This is a genomic window from Bradyrhizobium sp. CB1015 (assembly GCF_025200925.1).
Taxonomy (GTDB): domain Bacteria; phylum Pseudomonadota; class Alphaproteobacteria; order Rhizobiales; family Xanthobacteraceae; genus Bradyrhizobium.
The window spans coordinates 6,060,366-6,078,737 of the sequence record NZ_CP104174.1 but is presented as its reverse complement, the minus strand read 5'-3'; the positions used below and the strand labels follow the sequence as shown (position 1 = coordinate 6,078,737).

Sequence of the window (18,372 nt, the reverse complement as noted above, 5' to 3'; positions counted from 1 at the left end):
AGGAGCCTTTCAATCGGTCGATGGGTGGGCGCTTGACGGGTGGCGCTTCACAGCCAGTTCAGATACGTTCCGTATGTGAGATGTAGTTCACATACGAGGCGTATGTCAAGAGGATCGGGCATGGCAAAGGGAAAGCGCGCCGCGGCCATGGCGGAAAATCGGGCCAGGCTCATCCGTGCCGCGCGCAAGGCATTTGCCACCCAGGGCTATGCGGAGGCGTCGATGGACGAACTCACTGCCGCCGTCGGTCTGACGCGGGGCGCGCTTTATCACAACTTCGAAGACAAGAAGGGGCTGCTCTGGGCCGTCGTCGAGCAGATCGACGGTGAAATGGCGGAGCGGCTCCGCATCGTCCGGGAGCAAGCGCCGAGCCCGTGGCTGGGCCTGCTCGCGGAGGGAAGCGCCTACATCGAGATGGCGCTCGATCCCGAGATCCAGCGCATCATGCTTCTGGATGGACCTGCGGTGCTCGGCGATCCCTCCAAATGGCCCGGCGAAAACGCCTGTCTCGATATCACCATGCGAACGATCCGCGCGTTGATCGAAGAGGGAATCGTGAAGCCGGTCGACGTCGAAGCGGCGGGGCGGTTGCTGAACGGAGCTGCGCTCAGCGCCGCCTTGTGGGTCGCGGCAGCCGACGATCCCAAGAGCGTGCTGAGCAAGGCCGTTGACGCGTTTCGACAGCTGGCGAGCGGATTGCTGCGCGAGGCGCGTGAACCTGCATAGGTTTTGCGGCGACTGACTCCTGGTCACTTTCTTGGCGCAGATCCGGGTTCGCTGATTTTTGCTGGTCGAAGCAACTCAAGGTTGTTTCATCTCTTTTGCGATATCAGGGCGCCGGCGCTGTCGTTGTGTTTTCCGGATGTCACATGCCCGTCGCTTTGGTCGTTCTGCTGCTCGAAATCACGCTGATCTATCACGCCTCGCGAACCGGACGGCTGCGGCCCTGGGCTTTCATCATCCTGTTGGTACCGCTGATGGGCGCGATCGCCTATATCGCGGTCGAGCTCCTTCCCGAATGGTTTTCGAGCCCCGGCGCGCGGCAGGCGCGCCAGCACCTCGCCAATCGCCTCGATCCCGAGAAACGCTATCGCGAACTGTCCGACCGGCTGGCCGGCACCGACACCATCGCCAACCGCGCGGCGCTGGCGGAAGAGTGTGCGAATATCGGCCGGTTCGCCGAAGCGGAAGCGCATTACGATCACGTCCTGAAGCTGCCCATGGGCCACGATCCCGCTTATGCGCTGCGCAAGGCGCAGGCGCAATTTGCCGCCAGCCGCCCGGCCGATGCGCTCGCGACGCTCGACGATCTGCAGAAGCAATGGCCCGACTTCGACTCCGCCGACGCGCATCTGCTCTATGCCCGTGCACTGGCGGAAGTTGGACGTGTCGATGAGGCGCTGGAGGAATATCACGCGCTGACCGGCTACTTCCCCGGCGCCGAGGCGCGGGTGCGCTACGGCATGCTGCTGCAAATGGTCGGCCGCACCACTGAAGCGCGCATGGTCTTCAACGAACTGCTGATCCAGATGCGCCGCGCGCCGAACTATTTGCGCAAGACGCAGGCGGAATGGCTGTCGATCGCGGAGAAGCAGCTGTCGACCTGAATGGTGGCGGTGGGACTCGACTCCCTCTCCCGCGAGCGGGAGAGGTGGACCGAGCGCTCGGCTCGCATCCATTCAACCAAATTTCGTTCTGCCTACCGTAGCTTCAACTTCTCCGCCGGCAGCGTCATCGCCGCAACCCCCGCCATGACCAGCAACAACCCCAGCGCGAGGTTCGACGGCACGCTCTCGCCGAGCAGCAGCACGGACAAGCCGACGCCGATCGGCATGCGCAGATAGCCTTGCGCGTTGGTGGTCAGCGTGCCGAGCCGGCCGAGGCAAACGTAGAACAGCATCAGGCCTAATGCGCTCGACACAATGCCCATGACGATGGTGGCCACGAGCGCCGTCGGCGTGGGCTGCAGCGTCCACGGCTGGTCGATCAGCAGCGCGGGCGGCAGCAGCACGAGGCCGCCGAACAGCAGCGAGCCCGCTGCCACCACCATCGGGTCGTATTCGGACAGGCGGAGGCCGAAGATCGTTGCGCAGGCAAATGAGATGGTGGCGAGCAGGATCGCGATCTCCGCCACAATCTCACTGCCGAAGCCGCGCAGCACATCGAGGCCGACGATGGCGACGGTACCGCCAAGGCCGAGGATCGCGCCGGTGAGCTTGAGCAGCGTCGCCGGCTCGTGCCGCGTGATCAGCGAGGTGATCAGGAAGGCGAAGATCGGCGTGGTCGAGGCCAGCACCACCGTGTTCGAGGCCGGCACATATTGCTGCGACCAGGTGATGATCAGGAACGGGAAGGTCGAGTTGATCAATTGCTGGGTCGCGAACAGCTTCCAGGCTTTCGCCTCGGTCGGGATCCTGGTGCCGCGCATCCACAGGATCGCGAACGGGAAGGCGGCGGCGATCAGTGAGCGTGCCGAGATGAAGGTGATGGGCGGGATGGTGGGGAGCGCCAGCTTGGCCAGCGGATAGGTCGAGCTCCAGCAGCAGGCGAGCGCAAGGAGCAGCGCGTAATCGCGCCAGCTGTGCGCACCTTTGGCGGCCATGGACGGCAACGGCGTTGATGCGGCCGCCGTCGCGCGGCCCGCCTCGGATGTGCTCTGCGGCACCTTGTTCTGCTCCCCGGCGCCAACAGCGCTTGCCGGGAAGTCTGGGCGAGGGCGCGCGAAAAGGGAAGGCGTCGAGCTATGCGTCTGGCTGCGGGAGTGCCTTCCGCTTCATCCGCTTGATCGTTCCGGAAAAGGTGAGCAGCAGGCGCTCGCCCGACATCATCTTGCCGCGCAGGAAGATCAGCGAACCGCCGGCGCGGGTGACCTCGCCGGTGCATTCGATCAGCTCGCCCTCGCGTGCCGCGTCGAGGAATTCGCAGGCGAAATTGGTCGTCACCGCCCGGCTGTCCAGGACATGGGTGGCGATCGCAAACAGGGAATAATCGGCGAAGGCCATGTAGCAGCCGCCGTGGACGTTCCCGGAGCCGTTGAGGTGCTTCTTCTCGACCCGGAAGGCGCTGCGGACGCTGCCGTCCGCCTCGATCCGGTGCCAGAAGGGGCCGACATGGGACTCAAAACTGTCGCGAATCCAGGTCCGCCAGCCCACAAATTCGCCCTCGGTGGCGACATGGAGCTCGGGGCGGCGCGGCGGGGGCGCTTTGGTCAATTCGTGCAAGGAAATAGGCCTTCAATAGCGGGTCTTTAGACCTTAAATCCGATCCGACCGCGCCGTGCAATTCCCCGTTCCCGCGGGAGCCCCCGGGCGCAAAACGTGGGACAGCGGGAAAATGCGCCATAAAGGGCTTTTCGAAGCCGTCCGATGTTCCTAAGAACGGCCAAACCGCCGCCGAAAGCCTCGAATCCATGAAGAATGAACCCAAGATCACCCCCGAACTGGTTGCCGCCCACGGGCTCAAGCCCGACGAGTACGAGCGCATCCTGAAGCTGATCGGGCGGGAGCCGACCTTCACCGAGCTCGGCATCTTTTCGGCGATGTGGAACGAGCATTGCTCGTACAAATCCTCGCGCATCCATCTGCGCGGCCTGCCGACCAAGGCGCCCTGGGTGATCCAGGGCCCCGGCGAGAATGCCGGTGTGATCGATATCGGCGACGGCCAGGCCGTGGTCTTCAAGATGGAGAGCCACAACCATCCGAGCTATATCGAGCCGTATCAGGGCGCAACCACCGGCGTCGGCGGCATCCTGCGCGACGTCTTCACCATGGGCGCGCGTCCGATCGCCTGCCTCAATGCGCTCAGCTTCGGCGCACCCGAGCACCCGAAGACGCGGCATCTCGTCTCCGGCGTCGTTGCGGGCGTCGGCGGCTACGGCAATTCCTTCGGCGTGCCGACGGTGGGCGGGCAGGTGCGCTTCCACACCCGCTACGACGGCAACATCCTCGTCAATGCCATGGCGGTGGGCCTCGCCGACGCCGACAAGATCTTCTATGCGGCGGCCTCCGGCGTGAACATGCCGATCGTCTATTTGGGCTCCAAGACCGGCCGCGACGGCATCCACGGCGCTTCGATGGCCTCGGCCGAGTTCGACGACAAGTCCGAGGAGAAGCGCCCGACCGTGCAGGTCGGCGATCCCTTCGCCGAGAAGCTGCTGCTCGAAGCCTGCCTCGAGATCATGGAGAAGGGCTGCGTCATCGCGATCCAGGACATGGGCGCGGCGGGCCTGACCTGCTCGGCGGTGGAGATGGGCGCCAAGGGCGACCTCGGCGTCGACCTCGACCTCGATGCGGTGCCGACCCGCGAGACCGGCATGAGCGCCTACGAGATGATGCTCTCGGAGAGCCAGGAGCGCATGCTCATGGTGCTCAAGCCCGAGAAGGAGAAGGAAGCCGAGGCGATCTTCCGGAAGTGGGGCCTCGACTTCGCCGTGGTCGGCTACACCACGCCGAGCAAGCGCTTCGTGGTCAAGCATGGCGGAGACGTCATGGCCGATTTGCCGATCAAGGAACTCGGCGACGAGGCGCCGGTCTATGACCGCCCCCACGTCCCCTCGGCCGCGCTGCCGGTCGTGCATGCCCGCGACGTGCCGGCGCCGATGGGCCTTGGGGCTGCGCTGGAGAAGCTGATCAGCACGCCGGACATGTGCTCCAAGCGCTGGGTCTGGGAGCAGTACGACCACGTCATCCTCGGCAACACCATGCAACGTCCCGGCGGCGATGCGGCCGTGGTGCGCGTGCAGGACGGCCCGAAGGGCCTTGCGCTCACCGTCGACGTCACGCCGCGCTATTGCGAGGCCGACCCGTTCGAGGGTGGCAAGCAGGCCGTCGCCGAAGCCTGGCGCAACATCACCGCGGTCGGCGGCAAGCCGCTCGCGATCACCGACAATCTCAACTTCGGCAACCCTGAGCGTCCCGAGATCATGGGCCAGTTCGTCGGCTGCCTGAAGGGCATCTCGGAAGCCTGCCGCACGCTCGACTTCCCGGTCGTGTCGGGCAACGTCTCGCTCTACAACGAGACCAACGGCCGCGCGATCCTGCCCACGCCCTCGATCGGCGGCGTCGGCCTGCTCGACGATTTCACCAAGTCGGCGTCACTTGCCTTCAAGGCCGAGGGCGAGGCGATCCTCCTGATCGGCGAGACCCATGGCTGGCTCGGCCAGTCCGTCTATTTGCGCGACATCTGTGGCCGCGAGGAGGGCGCACCGCCGCCGGTCGATCTTGCCGCCGAGAAGCGCAACGGCGACGTCGTGCGCGGCATGATCCATGCGGGCACCGCGACTGCGGTGCACGATCTCTCCGATGGCGGCCTCCTGATCGCGCTGGCCGAGATGGCGATGGCGGGCGGCATCGGCGCCAAGCTGCTGGCGGCGCCGACCGCGCTGGTGCCGCAGGCCTATTGGTTCGGCGAGGACCAGGCGCGCTATCTCGTCACCGTGCCGGAAACCGAAGCCGGCCGCGTGCTCGCCAAGATGCGCGGCTGCGAGGTGCCCTGCGTGCGGATCGGCACCACCGGCGGCGATGCGATCGCGATCGCCGGCGAGGCGGCGGTTACGATCGACAGCTTGCGCAAATCGTTCGAGCGCTGGCTGCCGGAATATATGGGCGGCAAGGCGGCGTAAGGCGTCGCGAACTCAGTCCCGTAGCCCGGATGGAGCGTAAGCGTAATCCGGGCCCGCTATCATCACAGTGACTAGAGGCCTGGCCTCACAACACCTTCGACGCGCCCGGGATCTGCCGCAACGCGCGCGTCAGCGCCCAGCTCGCCGCGACAGTCAGTACAAACCCGATCGTGGCCTTGACGATCGCCGGCAGGTCATAGTCGAACAGCCAGTATTGCAGCCACAGTGCGATTGGATAGTGCACCAGGAACATGCCGAACGCGTCGCCCTGCATTGGATCGAGCAGCCTGGCTGAGCCTGATTGCTTGAATCTCTGGAAAAAGGCCAGGATCAGAAACATGATGGCCACGCTGAAGACAGTGAAGCAGATGGCATAGAGCGCTTCATACCAATCCGGTAAATGCGACGGGTTGCCCAGTATTTCGCGCTTGATGAAGATCAGCCCCCACAACAGGCAATACGGAACGATCGCCAGTACCATCCAGTCCCAGCTGACCTTTGCCATGCGGCCGTCGACAGCGAGCAGCCCGCGATCCATTTGCGCAACGCCGATGCCGGCACCGAAAAAGAAGTAGGTCGCGTAGAGCATCACGCGCCCGTGCTGGACCGAGAACGGCCCGAACTCGAACCAATTGCTTGCTCCGAAGTGAACCCGCCCGGGAATGTAGAAGGCAGCGGTGACGGCCAGCATCACCGCGAAGAACACGGCGGGCCGACGGCGACCATGTAGCGAGAGGCGATTGATCGGATCGAGCAGATTGGGCGACAGCCGGTGCAGCAGGCAGGCAACCAGGTCGAAGGCGAACAAGACCCAAAGGAACCAGATCGGCCCGCTCGGCCACGGGCCCTTCGTGACCATATTCCACCAGAATTCCGAAAAGCCGATCTCGGGATGCTCCCGCAGGGAGATCGCATAGTAGGCGAGCGGAATGACCGTAAGGGCACAGATCGCGAAGGGTAAGCCAAGCCGAAGCAGGCGATCTGCCAAATAGCTCCGCGCTCCCTTCCGGGCGATGCCAGACCAGGCGAACAGTCCCGACAGGAAGAAGAACATCGCCATGAAAAAACTGTCGGTGGCGAGCACGATCATGTCGAAGCCGAAGAAATATTTCGGATCGGTATGACCGAAATAAGTATAGGGGATCACCGCGTGATGCAGCAGCACCACCAAAGTGAGGAAGGTGCGGGCGCGATCAATCGCCAAATTGCGCACCTTGCTCTGCGGCGCGGCATGCACCTCTGCGCCGATCGTCGCTGAATGTGACATCGTCATCGTGGCCGCCCCGATCCTGATTCCGGCTGGAATGTGCCGCCGGGAACTCGATTCAGCAAGGGCCTGGACTCCCCTTTAGGAACCAGTTCCGCGCAGCGAAGTTAGCGTCCGCCGAAAACGGCGAAGGCCGTGAGACGCGGCAGTTCGGAGCTGGTGATGACGATCCTCAAATGGGCGCTGATCTTCCTGCTTGTCTCGATCGTGGCCGGCGTGCTCGGCTTTACCGGCATCTCGGCCGCCTCCGCCGACATCGCCCGCTTCCTGTTCTACGTCTTCGTCGTGATCTTCCTGGTGCTGCTGATATTGGGGCTCACGATCTTCAGGGCGTAGCTGATTCCATTCGTCATTCCGGGATGGTGCGCCAGCACCAGACCCGGAATCTCGAGATTCCGGGTTCGGTCCTGCGGACCGCCCCGGAATGACAACATCGAGAGCTACCCCACCTCCTCGATCTTCACCTTGTCCGGATAGAACGCCAGATGGCCTGAGATCTCCGTCATCGCGGGGAAGGGCGTCTCGTAGGTCCAGATCGCGTTGTCGAGCGTCTTGCCGTCGGCCTTGACGCTGTAATAGTTCGCGTCCCCCTTGTAGGGGCAATGGGTGACACGGTCGGTACGCTCCAAGAGGGCCATGTTGGTGTCCTCCCGCGGCACATATTGCACCGCCGGATATCTGGCCTCCTTCAAAGTCAGCGCCTTGCTGGTCTCGGCGATCACAATGTCGCCCGCCGTGACGCGGACGCGCCTCGGGTTTGGGGTGATGGTGATCGGGTGGTCGGGCCCTGGAAGCTTCATGATTTCACGCCCTTTCGATCAATCTGCCGCGCGCGGCACTTGTCGTGCCTTTGTCCTGATGGGATCAGGGATATAGTGCGGGAAAGCGTGACGTAGAAGGCCGTTCACGCTAAGTTTGGCCTTGCCGGCGAGGGGACCCCGGCAGCGAATCGATGATGAGACAGGAGCAAGACCCGAATGCCCATGGACGCCCACGATATCGAGGCGATGATCAAGGCAGCGATCCCCGATGCCGAGGTGACCATCCGTGACCTCGCCGGCGACGGCGACCACTATGCCGCGACCGTGATCTCGGAATCCTTCCGCGGCAAGTCGCGCGTCCAGCAGCACCAGATCGTCTACCAGTCCCTGCGCGGCCAGATGGGGGGCGTGCTGCACGCGCTGGCACTGCAGACCGGCGTACCAGGTAACTGACGAAGCTGCACCTGACCTGACCAGCGCCACGAGGGACGATGATGGCTGCGGACAATCCGCGCGGCGCGATGTTCCGCGTCATCACGCCGAACCAGCACAGCCGCGTCACCAATGCCGAGCTGTTCTTCGACCTCGTCTTCGTCTTTGCCGTCACCCAGGTCTCGCACACGCTGCTGCACCATTTCACGCCGCTCGGCGCGGTGCACGTCGCGGTGCTGTTTCTCGCGGTGTGGTGGGTCTGGGTCTACACCGCCTGGGTCACCAACTGGCTCAATCCCGAGCTGACGCCGGTCCGCCTGCTGCTGTTCTCGATGATGCTGGGCGGCCTCGTGCTGTCGACCACGATCCCGACCGCCTTCGAGGGGCGTGGCTTGTGGTTCGCCCTTGCCTACGCCGCCATGCAGGTCGGACGTACCGCGTTCTGGCTGCTCGCAACGCCGCCGCACCGGACCCTGGTGCGGCACAACGCGATCCGCATCCTGGTCTGGCTCTCCGTCTCCGCCATCTTCTGGATCCTCGGCGGCTTCGCCCATGACGAGGCCCGGCTGTGGTTCTGGATCGCCGCCCTGACGATCGAATACATCTCGCCCGCGGCCCGCTTCTGGATCCCCAGGCTCGGCTTCTCCTCTGTCGAGGCCTGGGCCGTCGAGGGCGGCCACATGGCCGAGCGCTGCGCTCTCTTCGTCATCATTGCGCTCGGCGAGGCCGTCGTCGTCAACGGCGCGACCTTCGCCGAGCTGGAATGGACCGCGGCCAACATCCTGGCCTTCGTCTCGGCGCTGGTCGGCGCCATCGCGATGTGGTGGGTCTATTTCCACAAGGGCGCGGAAGCCGGGGCCGCGTGGATCTCGAAGTCCACCGAATCCGGCCGTCTGGCGCGGCTCGCCTACACCTATCTGCACCTGCCGATCGTTGCCGGCATCATTCTGACGGCGGTGTCGGACGAATTGGTGCTGAAGCATCCGACCGGCCATTCCGACATCCGTACGGTTTTGAGCACGATCGGCGGCCCGCTGGTGTTTTTGGTTGGCACCATCCTGTTCAAGCACTCGATCCGCGGCTTCCTCCAGCTTTCGCACGGCATCGGCATCGTCCTGCTATTGGTGCTGTGGTGGTTCGCGTCGGAACTGTCGCCGCTGTGGCTGTCAATGGCGACGAGCGCCATCTTGATCGTGGTGGCGGTGTGGGAGTCGGTGTCGCTGGGGTCGGCGCCGGAAGAGGCTGAGGAGCATTGACCTGGAAGGATGCGTCGGAGCGCTCACTCCGCGACCTCCAGCGCGTGCACCGAGAACATCTTCGCCGCATCCGTCCAGCTCTCGCGCACGCGCCAGCCCGCGCCCTGGGCTAGCGCGGCAAAGCGCTCGATGCTGTATTTGTAGCTGTTCTCGGTGTGGATGCTCTCGCCCGGGCGGAACGAGAAGCTGGTGCCGAGCAGGCGCACGGTCTGGCTCTTCTTGCTGATCAAATGCATCTCGATGCGGTGCCGCTCGCGATTGTAGATCGCGCGATGGGTGAAGGCGGACAGGTCGAAATTGCCGCCGAGCTCGCGGTTGATGCGGACCAGCACATTGAGGTTGAAGCGCGCGGTGACGCCCGCGGCATCGTTATAGGCATCAAAGAGGATCCGCTCGTCCTTCTCGAGGTCGGCGCCGATGATCATCTGCGCGCCTTTGCCGAGGATCTTGCGCGCGCTTCTCAGGAAGGCCTGCGCTTCCTGCGGCTCGAAATTGCCGATGGTCGAGCCGGGGAAGAAGCCGACCTTCGGCATCGATGCGACCGGCTTGGGCAACTCGAAGGGCGTGGTGAAATCGGCGGCCACCGGATAGATGCCGAGCGAGGGGAAATCCCGCTTGAGGCCGTTTGCCTGTGCCTTCAGGAAGTCGCCGGAGATGTCGACGGGGACATAGGCTGCGAATTTGCAATGATGGAGCAGCAGGCGGACCTTGGTGGTCGCGCCGGCGCCGAACTCGACCAGCGCGGCGTGCTCGGGGATGATTCTTGCGATCTCGCTGCCGCGCTCCTTCAGGATCGATAGCTCGGTGCGCGTCGGATAATATTCCGGCAGCTTCGTGATCGCCTCGAACAGCTCCGATCCGGTCGCGTCGTAGAAATATTTCGGCGACAGCTTTTTCGGCTGCTGCGAGAGGTCCTCGATGGCCTCGCGGGCGAAGGCGGTGGTCTGCTCGTCGGGAAGATGGGCTTGGGCCAAAGCGCTGGCGTGCACATTCATGATACTCTCCTGAACGCGCTGTCCGGCGCGCATCTGTCGTCGGAATTTTCAGTCGTAGTCGGCAAGCCGCAGTCCGGTGAACTGCCAGCGGTGGTGCGGATAGAAGAAGTTACGATAGGTGATACGGCTGTGGTCCGCCGGAGTTGCAAGCGAGGAGCCGCGCAGCACCAGCTGGTTGACCATGAACTTGCCGTTGTACTCGCCGAGCGCGCCCTCGACGGCGCGATAGCCGGGGTAGGGCGCGTACGCGCTGCGGGTCCATTGCCAGACGATGCCGAAGGCGTCGTTGAGCTGGCCGGTGCGGGCCGCGACCTCCCATTCCATCTCGGTCGGCAGGTGTTTGCCGGACCAGCGCGCGAACGCATCCGCCTCGTAATAGCTGACATGGCAGACCGGTGCGTCCGGATCGATCGGCTTGAGGCCGGCCAGCGTCATCACCTGCCATGCGCCGTCGACCTCGCGCCAGTAGCCGGGGGCCTGCCAGTCTTCCTTACTGGCCGCGGCAAAGCCGTCCATCAGCCACAGAGTTGCGGTCCGATAGCCGCCATCCTGCATGAAGGCGAGCCACTCGGCATTGGTGACCAGATTGCGGGCGATCCTGACCGGACCGACCAGGGCGCGGTGCGCCGGCTTCTCGTTGTCGAAATGAAAGCCGTCGTCGACATGGCCGACGGTGTGGATGCCTTCGGTGAGGGGCAGCCAGTCATCGCCGCCGCGCGTCGCGGCCGGGAAGCGCCAGTCCGGATCATAGGCCGGGTAGATCGGGTTCTGCGCAAAGGCATGCAGGATGTCGGTGAACATCAATTCCTGATGCTGCTGCTCGTGATTGAGCCCGACCTCCACCAGCGGCGCGATTGTGCGGAGCTTGTCCGCGCCGGCCTCGCGGAAGAATTTGCTGACGGCCGCATCGACGTATTTGCGATAGGCGCCGACCTCGTCGGCGCTGGGGCGGGTGATGTCGCCGCGATGATTGCGGGCATGCCGCGGGCCTGCGCTGACGTAATAGGAGTTGAACAGGAACGCGAAATCGGGGTGGAAGGGCCGGTAGCCCGCAGCATGCTCGCCGAGCAGGAATTGCTCCCAGAACCAGGTGGTATGGGCCCGGTGCCATTTGGTCGGGCTGGCATCGGGCATGGACTGGATCTGCTGGTCCTCGGGTGATAGCGGCGCGGCCCGGCGTTCGGTCTCGTTGCGGATGGTGAGAAACGCCGCTTCCAGCCGCTGGGCGAGGTCGTCCTGGCGGGAGGACGGTGACGAAAGCTGGGAGGCGGCCGTGGCTGAGGCTTGTTTCGTCACGTTTTTCTCCAGACAGGACAAGAGAACGTTGTTCGCGTGACCCGGTTCCATGAACAGGGTTCGTCCTAGATAGGGGCTCCGTTACGGTATGAAAGTCCTCTGCTGCGATGATATTGATGTCATCAGCCTATGGACCCGGCTGGGGTCAAACCGGCTGCCGGGGACCCGTCGCCGCCATTTTGCTTTGGATGCACAACGGTTTGGGCTACATATATGTGCAGGTATCGGGTTAAATCGGCTGAGCCGGCCCGAAGCAATTGGTGAGGGCTCTGCCCCAGAAGGACACGGATATGAGCATCGCGGAATTCATCGACAATGAAGTGAAGTCGAACGACGTGGTTCTGTTCATGAAGGGGACGCCGCAATTTCCGCAGTGCGGTTTCTCCGGCCAGGTCGTCCAGATCCTCGACCATATCGGTGTCGGCTATAAGGGCCTCAACGTTCTCGAATCCGCCGAGCTGCGCAACGGCATCAAGGAATATTCGAACTGGCCGACCATTCCGCAGCTCTACGTGAAGGGCGAGTTCATCGGCGGCTGCGACATCGTCCGCGAGATGTTCCAGGCCGGCGAATTGCAGCAGCTCTTCTCCGAGAAGGGCGTCGTCGTCGCGGCCTGACACGTGACCGTGCTGACGCGCCGGATTGGCGGTGCGGAGCTCGAGGTTGTCGTCGCCGATATCACTACACTGAGCGTTGACGCCATCGTCAACGCCGCGAACACGTCGCTTCTTGGCGGGGGCGGCGTGGATGGTGCGATCCATGACGCCGCTGGTCCCGAGCTTCTCGCTGAATGCCAGACGCTCGGGGGATGCCCGACCGGCGATGCCAAGATCACGAAGGGCTATCGTCTGCCCGCCCGATACGTCATCCATGCCGTCGGTCCGGTTTGGCACGGCGGCAGCCGCGGTGAGGCGGCGGCGCTTCGTTCCTGTTACTGCCGTGCGCTGGAGCTCTCCCAGGCCAATGGGCTGACTTCGCTGGCGTTCTCCGCCATCTCGACCGGCGTATATCGTTTCCCTGCCGACCAGGCGGCGAAGATCGCGGTCGATGCCGCCATCGAAGCCCTGCCGGCTGCACCGCTGGTGGCTCACGTCATATTTTGTTGTTTCTCGGAGGCAAGCGCCGCACTCCATTCGGACGTCTTGGCGCGGTACGGCAGCCCTTGTGCCTGATGACGCGGTCAGTACACTCCGACGCGCCATGTTCCGGGGAGGGGATATGATTTCACGATCTGGGCTGCGTGTGATCGCCTGCGGCGCACTGGTGTCGCTTGCCGCGATGTCGCTGGCGCGCGCCGAGGGCACCTACGAGATTCCAGCCGGCGCGCATTTCAATCAGGAGAAGCTCGGCAGGATCACCGAGTTCTTCAAGAACGAGGTCGCGACCGGCAAGATCGCCGGTGCAAACGTGCTGATCCAGCAGCATGGCAAGCCGGTCTATCACGAAGTCTTCGGCGTGCAGGACGTGGTCAGCAAGGCCCCGATCACCGACAAGACCATCTTCCGCCTGTTCTCGATGACCAAGGCGATCACCGCGGTGGTCGCGATGCAATTGGTCGAGGACGGCAAGATCAAGCTGGACGATCCCGTCTCGAAATATATTCCGTCCTTCGCCAATGTGAAAGTCGGCGTCGAGAAGAAGGCCGAGGACGGCACGAAGTCGCTCGAGCTGGTGCCGCCGAAGCGCGCGATGACCGTGCACGATCTGATGACGCACACCTCGGGCATCACCTACGGCTTCTACGGCGACAGCCTGGTCCGCAAGGCCTATCGCGAGGCCAACATCTATGCCGGCGATTTCGATCTGGCCGAGTTCGCCGAACGCATCGCCAAGCTGCCGTTGCACAACCAGCCGGGCGCGCTCTGGCAATACGGCCACTCCACCGACGTGCTGGCCCGTGTGATGGAGGTCGCTGCCGGCAAGCCGCTGATCGACATCATGCGCGAGAAGCTGCTCGATCCTCTCGGCATGGTCGATACCGGCTTTTTGGTCACGGACCCTGAGAAGCAGAAGCTTCTGGCCCAGCCGGTGCCGAACGATTCCGATTTCCGCGTCGGCCGCATCAATGATCCGACGGTCGTCAAGAAAATCCAGTTCGCCAGCGGCGGCATGGTCACGACCATGGCGGACTACAAGCGCTTTTCGCAGATGCTGCTCAATGGCGGCAGTCTCGACGGCAAGACCATCCTCAAGCCCGAGACGTTCAAGCTGATGGCGACCGATCAGGTCGGCCCGGGCTCCGGCGTCGAGCGCGATTATTTCTACTTCCCCGGCGACGGTTTTGGCTTCGGTCTCGGGCTGGCGGTCCGTACCGATCCCGGCAACGCCAAGCCGCCGCCGCCCGGCAACCTCGGCGAACTCAAGTGGGACGGTGCCTCCGGCTGCTATTTCGTGATCGACCCCAAGCAGGACATGTTCTTCGTGCTGCTGGAGCAGACCCCGAGCGAGCGCCAGCGCGTGCAGCGGACATTGAAGCAGCTGGTCTATGAAGCCATGGAGAACTGACATGAACGGGCGCCGCGCGCTGTTTGCGGCGCTCGTCCTTTTGTTCGGCACCGTAGGTGCGCGGGCGGGCTCAGAGGGCCGCGCGCACAGCTTCACGCCCGAAGGCCTGGCAAAAGTCTCCGACTACATCAGGAACGAGATCGCGGCCGGCAAATTTCCCGGGGCGATTCTGCTGCTCCAGCAACACGGCAAGCCGGTCTACTGCGAGAATTTCGGCGTCCGCGACCTCGCGACCGAACTTTCGATGAGCACGGATACGATCTTCCGCCTCTATTCGATGTCCAAGCCGATCACCTCAGTCCTGGCGATGATGCTGGTCGAGGAGGGTAAGCTTGCGATCAGCGATCCCGTCTCGAAATACATTCCGGCCTTTGCCGGCATGAAGGTCGGCGTCGAGAAGAAGGCCGAGGACAACAAGGTCTCGCTGGAGCTGGAGCCGCTCAACCGTCCGGTGACGATCGAGGATTTGATGCGGCATACCGCAGGGATCCCTTACGGCTATTATGGCGGGGACCTGGTGAACAAGCTCTATGCCGACGCCGGACTGTTCGACAGGAATTCGACCAATGCCGAACTCGTCGCGAAGATCACCGCGCTGCCGCTCGCCGAACAGCCCGGCACGATCTGGGATTACGGCCACTCCACCGACGTGCTCGGGCGCATCATCGAGGTGATCTCGGGGACATCGCTGTTCGAGTTCGCGAAGAAGCGGCTGCTCGACCCACTCGGGATGAAGGATACGGCGTTTTACGTCGCCGATCCCGCCAAATGGCCGCGTATCGCCGAGCCGATGCCGCAGGATCGCGCGATCAGCCCGACGACGCAGGTTCGCGATATCAGGAAGCCGCTGCGATGGGAGTCGGGCGGCGGCGGCCTCGTCGGCACGGTCGGCGACTATGCGCGCTTCTCACAAATGCTGCTCAATGGCGGCACGCTTGAAGGTCGACGCTACCTGAAGCCGGAAACCATCGCCTTGATGGCGTCGGATCATATCGGTCCCGAAACCCGCGTCGAGCGCGACAAGAACTACTATCCGGGTGAGACCAGCGGCTACGGCTTGGGCTTTGCCGTACGTACCGCGGTGCCGCCGGGCACGAAGTGGCCGGTTGGCGAATATCGCTGGGACGGCGTCGGCGGCACCTTCTTCTTCATCGATCCTGAAGACGACCTGTTCGGAATCTTCATGGTGCAGGCCCCGTCGCAGCGCGGCCGGATACAGCTCGCGCTGAAGACGCTGATCTATCAGGCGATGGGGCGGTGAAGCGGTCGCCTTCGTAGCCCGGATGGAGCGCAGCGCAATCCGGGACTTTCTTACCGCGCGAATAGATCCCGGATTGCGCTGCGCGCTCCATCCGGGCTACGGGACCCGAGTCCTACGCTCCGCGCACGATCTCGCGCACGTACCCGATCGTCTCCTCGATCTGGCTCGCATCGACGTCCAGATGCGTGCAGGCGCGGATGCGGCCATCCATCATCGCGAGCGTCACGCCGCGTTGGCGCAGTGCGGCCACCATCTTGTCGCCGGGAATGCCGGCGCCGTCGGGCTTGAAGAACACGAGATTGGTTTCGGGCTCCTGCACCTCGATGCCTGAGATCTGCGACAATCCGCGGGCGAGCGCGCGCGCATTGGCGTGGTCGTCGGCCAGGCGCTCGACGTGATGATCGAGCGCGTAGATGCAGGCGGCGGCGCAGATTCCGGCCTGCCGCATCGAGCCGCCGAGCCGCTGCTTCCACTGCCAGACCGCGTCGATGAAGGCGCGCGAGCCTGCGAGCACGCCACCGATCGGCGCGCCCAGGCCCTTGGAGAAGTCGATCCAGGCCGAGTCCCAGCCCGCGGTCATGTCGCGTGCCGAGATGCCGCTCGCAACCGTGGCGTTGAGCAGGCGCGCGCCGTCCATATGGGTGACGAGACCGTGTTGCCTGGCGATCGCGACGATCTCGTCGAGCACCGCCTTCTTCCAGATCGTGCCGCCCCCGATATTGGCGGTCTGCTCGACGCTGACGACGGTCTGCGGCGGCTGGTAGCGCGTGCGCGGATGCAGCGCCTTGCGAAGAGTTTCCGGCGTGAACTGGCCATCGGGGCCCTTGAGCTGGGTGACCTGGAAGCCGCCGATCGCGGCATGCGCGCCGCCTTCGCGTGCGATGATATGCGCGGTTTCATGGGCGAGGATTTCGTCGCCGGGACGGCAATGCACCAGCGTCGCGGTGACGTTGCACATCGTCCCCGAGGGCATGTAGACCGCCGCTTCCTTGCCGAGCAGATCGGCCACGCGCTCGCATAGCGCGTTCACGGTCGGATCGTCGCCGACCTGCTCGTCACCGACCTCCGCTCGCGCCATCGCCTCGCGCATCCCTGCCGTCGGCTTGGTCTGCGTGTCCGAGAGCAGATTGATGCGTACCGGCGGCGCCTTGGGATCGATGGGGAGAGGGGTGTAGAGCATGCAACGGCTCCTAAGCAATGCGGCCACTGAAGTGTGGCTCTTAAGCAAAAAGGCCCCGGCGAACCGGGGCCTTTCGATCTTTCAGATCTTAGCGCGAATAGAATTCGACGACCAGATGCGGCTCCATCTGCACCGGGAACGGCACGTCGGAGAGGCCGGGGACGCGGGTGTACTTCGCGGTCATCTTGCCGTGGTCGACTTCGAGATAGTCCGGGACCTCGCGCTCGGGCAGCTGGCTGGCCTCGAGGACGTGGGCGAGCTGCTTGGAGCTTTCCTTGACCTCGACCACGTCGCCGACCTTGAGCTGATAGCTCGAGATGTTGACCTTGCGGCCGTTCACCTTGACGTGGCCGTGGTTGATGAACTGGCGTGCGGCGAAGATCGTGGAGACGAACTTGGCGCGGTACACGACCGCGTCGAGACGACGCTCCAGGAGGCCGATCAGGTTCTCGCCGGTGTCACCCTTGAGGCGGCTGGCCTCGACATAGATGCCGTGGAACTGGCGCTCGCTGATGTTGGCGTAATAGCCCTTCAACTTCTGCTTGGCGCGCAGCTGCACGCCGAAGTCGGAGAGCTTGCCCTTGCGGCGCTGGCCATGCTGGCCGGGGCCGTATTCCCGGCGGTTCACGGGGCTCTTCGGGCGGCCCCAGATGTTCTGGCCCATACGGCGATCGATCTTGTACTTCGCCTCACTGCGCTTAGTCATCGCGTCCTCTTCAGGTCATGGTTTGAGGAAACGCGCCCTCCTGTGTGACGGGATGGTCCCGGCACCGACAGGTCCGATCCCCAAAGCTTAAGGGAGAGGACCACGGGTCGCGAAACGCTTCGCGGGCCGAAACCGGCCCGCGAGCAGGCGGCTTTTAGGGGAGTTTGGGGTTGGCTGTCAATTCTTTAGCCTGTCTCTTTAGCCCGTCATTCCGGGGCGATGCGCAGCATCGGACCCGGAATCTCGAGGTTCCGGGTTCGGCTCTTCCGAGCCGCCCCGGAACGACGTTCTACGTCCTGACCGCCCGGACCGGCTTTGACCCCGCCGCCCGCAATTCGGCAGCAATTTCAGTGTTCAGGACCTGTTCCAGCCGGGTCAGGACCCTCGCGATCGGGGCGGCGTCGGTGACCCGGTGATCCCAGCGGATCACGACGTGGATGGTCTGATCCGGCTCGACCAGCCCGTAGCTCACGACAAAGGGGCCCGGCGTGATCGGGTGGAGCTCGCCGCCGCCATAGGCAGCCACCGAGCTCACGGCGAAGCTGCCGAACCAGTTGCCGCGCTGACGGCCGAAATTCAGACCGACGGCCCAGGACAGTCGCCGCAATGGCAGCGGCAGGCGCGTGGCCCGCATGATCTTGCGGAACATCGGGACGTCCTCGATCGGGGCCGTCTTGCCGCGTCGGATTTCCGCATCGACGGCTGCCAGCGAAAGGGCCTCGGGAGCGGCGATTCGCTGCGGCAGAACGCATTCCTCGCCATCATCGACCCGCGCAATCGCGACCGTCGCCACGCTCTTCGGCAGCTCATAGAGGGCCGGCCAGGGCCATTTGGTGTAAACCGTGCGCAGGATCGGCTCGTCCTTTGCAACCAGGGCGAAAGCCTTGACGAACATCGCGGCCCAGCCGGCGGGCGCGGTTGCGTCTGCGCGGGCCTCCAGCAGGGGGCGGATATTGAGCGAACGGGCCAGTGAAACGAAAGGTACGCCCATCGAGGCGTGCATGAGGTCGCAGATCAGACGGCGCCGCAGCGAAATGGTCTTGGGCGTCCCGCGCATAGGCCTCCGGTTCCAAATCAAAGATCAAAATATGTG

19 protein-coding genes are annotated in these 18,372 nt (G+C 64.0%); 10 read left to right on the top strand and 9 right to left on the bottom strand.

Annotation, left to right across the window (positions count from 1 at the left end; all coding sequences use genetic code 11):
- Positions 1–120 precede the first annotated feature (120 nt).
- Together N2604_RS28525 and N2604_RS28520 are read left to right on the top strand one after the other, a co-directional pair.
- On the top strand, positions 121–726 hold the full coding sequence (locus N2604_RS28525; RefSeq protein WP_260376324.1) for a TetR/AcrR family transcriptional regulator: 606 nt from the start codon (positions 121–123) through the stop codon (positions 724–726).
- Positions 727–869: 143 nt separating this feature from the next.
- Complete coding sequence (locus N2604_RS28520) at positions 870–1,607, top strand: tetratricopeptide repeat protein (RefSeq protein WP_260371390.1); 738 nt, start codon at positions 870–872, stop codon at positions 1,605–1,607.
- Between the two features lie 92 nt (positions 1,608–1,699).
- Here N2604_RS28520 and N2604_RS28515 read toward each other — a convergent pair whose 3' ends face one another.
- Together N2604_RS28515 and N2604_RS28510 are read right to left on the bottom strand one after the other, a co-directional pair.
- The gene (locus N2604_RS28515; protein WP_260371389.1) at positions 1,700–2,665 is read right to left on the bottom strand and encodes a DMT family transporter; all 966 of its coding nucleotides are present in this window, start codon (positions 2,663–2,665) and stop codon (positions 1,700–1,702) included.
- Between the two features lie 76 nt (positions 2,666–2,741).
- Complete coding sequence (locus N2604_RS28510) at positions 2,742–3,221, bottom strand: PaaI family thioesterase (RefSeq protein ID WP_260371388.1); 480 nt, start codon at positions 3,219–3,221, stop codon at positions 2,742–2,744.
- A 188-nt stretch (positions 3,222–3,409) separates the two neighbouring features.
- Between N2604_RS28510 and purL the strand changes: the two genes are divergently transcribed.
- Positions 3,410–5,620, top strand: coding sequence for a phosphoribosylformylglycinamidine synthase subunit PurL (gene purL, locus N2604_RS28505; RefSeq protein WP_260371387.1), 2,211 nt, complete (start codon positions 3,410–3,412; stop codon positions 5,618–5,620).
- Positions 5,621–5,705: 85 nt separating this feature from the next.
- Here the strand turns inward: purL and N2604_RS28500 are convergent, their stop codons facing one another.
- Positions 5,706–6,893, bottom strand: coding sequence for an acyltransferase (locus tag N2604_RS28500; protein ID WP_260371386.1), 1,188 nt, complete (start codon positions 6,891–6,893; stop codon positions 5,706–5,708).
- 156 nt (positions 6,894–7,049) lie between these two features.
- Between N2604_RS28500 and N2604_RS28495 the strand changes: the two genes are divergently transcribed.
- Positions 7,050–7,223: a DUF1328 domain-containing protein gene (locus N2604_RS28495; RefSeq protein ID WP_007612121.1), complete on the top strand. Its 174-nt coding sequence runs from the start codon at positions 7,050–7,052 to the stop codon at positions 7,221–7,223.
- 104 nt (positions 7,224–7,327) lie between these two features.
- On the opposite strand, the gene N2604_RS28490 is transcribed toward N2604_RS28495, so the two are convergent.
- Positions 7,328–7,687: a DUF427 domain-containing protein gene (locus N2604_RS28490; protein WP_260371385.1), complete on the bottom strand. Its 360-nt coding sequence runs from the start codon at positions 7,685–7,687 to the stop codon at positions 7,328–7,330.
- Positions 7,688–7,864: 177 nt separating this feature from the next.
- On the opposite strand from N2604_RS28490, the gene N2604_RS28485 reads away from it, so the two are divergent.
- Both N2604_RS28485 and N2604_RS28480 read left to right on the top strand, forming a co-directional pair.
- Complete coding sequence (locus tag N2604_RS28485; RefSeq protein WP_036012929.1) at positions 7,865–8,101, top strand: BolA family protein; 237 nt, start codon at positions 7,865–7,867, stop codon at positions 8,099–8,101.
- Positions 8,102–8,142: 41 nt separating this feature from the next.
- On the top strand, positions 8,143–9,336 hold the full coding sequence (locus N2604_RS28480) for a low temperature requirement protein A (protein ID WP_260376323.1): 1,194 nt from the start codon (positions 8,143–8,145) through the stop codon (positions 9,334–9,336).
- A 23-nt stretch (positions 9,337–9,359) separates the two neighbouring features.
- Here N2604_RS28480 and egtD read toward each other — a convergent pair whose 3' ends face one another.
- Both egtD and egtB read right to left on the bottom strand, forming a co-directional pair.
- Positions 9,360–10,331 (bottom strand): L-histidine N(alpha)-methyltransferase, encoded by a 972-nt coding sequence (gene egtD, locus N2604_RS28475; RefSeq protein WP_260371384.1) that lies wholly within the window; start codon positions 10,329–10,331, stop codon positions 9,360–9,362.
- Between the two features lie 48 nt (positions 10,332–10,379).
- A complete protein-coding gene (gene egtB, locus N2604_RS28470) occupies positions 10,380–11,678 on the bottom strand; it encodes an ergothioneine biosynthesis protein EgtB (protein ID WP_260371383.1) in 1,299 nt (432 codons plus the stop codon).
- A gap of 239 nt (positions 11,679–11,917) precedes the next feature.
- On the opposite strand from egtB, the gene grxD reads away from it, so the two are divergent.
- From grxD to N2604_RS28450, 4 genes are read left to right on the top strand one after another with little or no spacing between them, the layout of a single operon-like run.
- Positions 11,918–12,244 carry a Grx4 family monothiol glutaredoxin gene (gene grxD / locus N2604_RS28465; protein WP_018647423.1) on the top strand — a complete coding sequence of 109 codons (327 nt, stop codon included), beginning with the start codon at positions 11,918–11,920 and terminating at the stop codon, positions 12,242–12,244.
- Between the two features lie 3 nt (positions 12,245–12,247).
- Positions 12,248–12,799, top strand: a complete 552-nt coding sequence (locus N2604_RS28460; protein WP_260371382.1) for an O-acetyl-ADP-ribose deacetylase — start codon at positions 12,248–12,250, stop codon at positions 12,797–12,799.
- A 46-nt stretch (positions 12,800–12,845) separates the two neighbouring features.
- Positions 12,846–14,132 (top strand): serine hydrolase, encoded by a 1,287-nt coding sequence (locus tag N2604_RS28455; protein WP_260371381.1) that lies wholly within the window; start codon positions 12,846–12,848, stop codon positions 14,130–14,132.
- A 1-nt stretch (position 14,133) separates the two neighbouring features.
- Positions 14,134–15,393 carry a serine hydrolase gene (locus N2604_RS28450; protein WP_260371380.1) on the top strand — a complete coding sequence of 420 codons (1,260 nt, stop codon included), beginning with the start codon at positions 14,134–14,136 and terminating at the stop codon, positions 15,391–15,393.
- Between the two features lie 112 nt (positions 15,394–15,505).
- On the opposite strand, the gene N2604_RS28445 is transcribed toward N2604_RS28450, so the two are convergent.
- From N2604_RS28445 to N2604_RS28435, 3 genes are all read right to left on the bottom strand, one after another.
- On the bottom strand, positions 15,506–16,573 hold the full coding sequence (locus N2604_RS28445; protein ID WP_260371379.1) for a low specificity L-threonine aldolase: 1,068 nt from the start codon (positions 16,571–16,573) through the stop codon (positions 15,506–15,508).
- Between the two features lie 88 nt (positions 16,574–16,661).
- A complete protein-coding gene (gene rpsD / locus N2604_RS28440; protein WP_260371378.1) occupies positions 16,662–17,279 on the bottom strand; it encodes a 30S ribosomal protein S4 in 618 nt (205 codons plus the stop codon).
- Between the two features lie 289 nt (positions 17,280–17,568).
- Entirely contained in the window at positions 17,569–18,336 is a 768-nt protein-coding gene (locus N2604_RS28435; RefSeq protein ID WP_260371377.1) for an acyltransferase, read from the bottom strand.
- Positions 18,337–18,372: the final 36 nt, after the last annotated feature.

Excerpts from the sequence above, each read along its gene's own strand:
- N2604_RS28435 (WP_260371377.1), bottom strand. The coding sequence starts at position 18,336 with ATGCGCGGGACGCCCAAGACCATTTCGCTGCGGCGCCGTCTGATCTGC.
- N2604_RS28480 (WP_260376323.1), top strand. The coding sequence starts at position 8,143 with ATGGCTGCGGACAATCCGCGCGGCGCGATGTTCCGCGTCATCACGCCG.
- purL (WP_260371387.1), top strand. The coding sequence starts at position 3,410 with ATGAAGAATGAACCCAAGATCACCCCCGAACTGGTTGCCGCCCACGGG.
- N2604_RS28455 (WP_260371381.1), top strand. The coding sequence starts at position 12,846 with ATGATTTCACGATCTGGGCTGCGTGTGATCGCCTGCGGCGCACTGGTG.
- egtD (WP_260371384.1), bottom strand. The coding sequence starts at position 10,331 with ATGAATGTGCACGCCAGCGCTTTGGCCCAAGCCCATCTTCCCGACGAG.
- N2604_RS28445 (WP_260371379.1), bottom strand. The coding sequence starts at position 16,573 with ATGCTCTACACCCCTCTCCCCATCGATCCCAAGGCGCCGCCGGTACGC.
- rpsD (WP_260371378.1), bottom strand. The coding sequence starts at position 17,279 with ATGACTAAGCGCAGTGAGGCGAAGTACAAGATCGATCGCCGTATGGGC.
- N2604_RS28450 (WP_260371380.1), top strand. The coding sequence starts at position 14,134 with ATGAACGGGCGCCGCGCGCTGTTTGCGGCGCTCGTCCTTTTGTTCGGC.
- egtB (WP_260371383.1), bottom strand. The coding sequence starts at position 11,678 with ATGGAACCGGGTCACGCGAACAACGTTCTCTTGTCCTGTCTGGAGAAA.
- N2604_RS28500 (WP_260371386.1), bottom strand. The coding sequence starts at position 6,893 with ATGACGATGTCACATTCAGCGACGATCGGCGCAGAGGTGCATGCCGCG.
- N2604_RS28485 (WP_036012929.1), top strand. The coding sequence starts at position 7,865 with ATGCCCATGGACGCCCACGATATCGAGGCGATGATCAAGGCAGCGATC.
- grxD (WP_018647423.1), top strand. The coding sequence starts at position 11,918 with ATGAGCATCGCGGAATTCATCGACAATGAAGTGAAGTCGAACGACGTG.
- N2604_RS28525 (WP_260376324.1), top strand. The coding sequence starts at position 121 with ATGGCAAAGGGAAAGCGCGCCGCGGCCATGGCGGAAAATCGGGCCAGG.
- N2604_RS28495 (WP_007612121.1), top strand. The coding sequence starts at position 7,050 with ATGACGATCCTCAAATGGGCGCTGATCTTCCTGCTTGTCTCGATCGTG.
- N2604_RS28520 (WP_260371390.1), top strand. The coding sequence starts at position 870 with ATGCCCGTCGCTTTGGTCGTTCTGCTGCTCGAAATCACGCTGATCTAT.
- N2604_RS28490 (WP_260371385.1), bottom strand. The coding sequence starts at position 7,687 with ATGAAGCTTCCAGGGCCCGACCACCCGATCACCATCACCCCAAACCCG.